The sequence below is a fragment of the Streptomyces katrae genome (genome assembly GCF_000966975.1).
GTDB classification, from domain to species: Bacteria; Actinomycetota; Actinomycetes; order Streptomycetales; family Streptomycetaceae; genus Streptomyces; species Streptomyces katrae.
On the sequence record NZ_JZWV01000816.1, the window covers coordinates 1 to 929 of the forward strand.

The following is a 929-nucleotide window of genomic DNA, read 5'->3' on the forward strand; positions in this document are numbered from 1 at the left end:
GCGGCGACCGACTTCCTGATCACCATCACCCTGTCGGCCGCCGACGCCACGGCCCACATGGTCGAGAACCCCCACCTGACCAGGTGATCACCGAGCCGCACCTCGTCGCCGACTGGTCGGACGCCCTGACCACCGAGCACGGCAACCCGTTCATGATGATCGCGATCGCGCTCGTCGTCTTCCCCAAGCTGGCCCTCGGCCTCTCCGGCTTCGAGACCGGCGTCGCGGTCATGCCGCACGTCCAGGGCGCCGGCGACGACACCCCCGGCAACCCGGCCGGCCGGATCAGGGGCACCAAGAAGCTGCTCACCACGGCCGCCGTGATCATGAGCAATGGCCGGCCTGCTCAACCTGATGCCGCGCTACCTGCCCCGCTACGGCATGGCCCCGCACTGGGCCCGCGCCCTGCGCCCCATGGTGATCGTCTTCACCCTGATCGCCTTCCTGGTGACCTGGCTCTTCAACGCCGACGTCGACGCCCAGGGCGGCGCCCACGCCACCGGCGTCCTGGTCCTGATCACCTCGGCCGCCGTCGCCGTGACCATCGCCGCCCGCAAGGCCGGCGAACGCGGCTGGACCATCGGCTTCGGGATCATCTCCGCCGTCTTCATCTACACGACCACCGCGACAAGGCCGAGTACCGCGACAAGGTCGCGCAGATCCGCGCCGACAACGACATCGTCGAGGTCACCGTCCTCGACCCGTCCGAGTCCGAATCCGGCCTCAAGGTCCGCGGCGAGGTGCTCCACGACCGCTACCGGGTCCTGACCCTGGAGAGCTCCACCATCCCCAACGCCCTCGCCGCGCTGCTGCTGCACGTCCGCGACGAGACCGGACAGCGCCCGCACATCTGCTTCGAGTGGACCGAGGGCAACCCGATGACCAACTTCCTGAGGTTCTTCCTCTTCGGCCAGGGCGAGGTCGCCCCG

1 pseudogene is annotated in these 929 nt (G+C 69.4%); it reads left to right on the top strand.

Features of this window, described 5'->3' with window-relative positions:
- Positions 1-929 (top strand): annotated as a pseudogene (locus VR44_RS42975) (amino acid transporter); the annotation flags it as partial.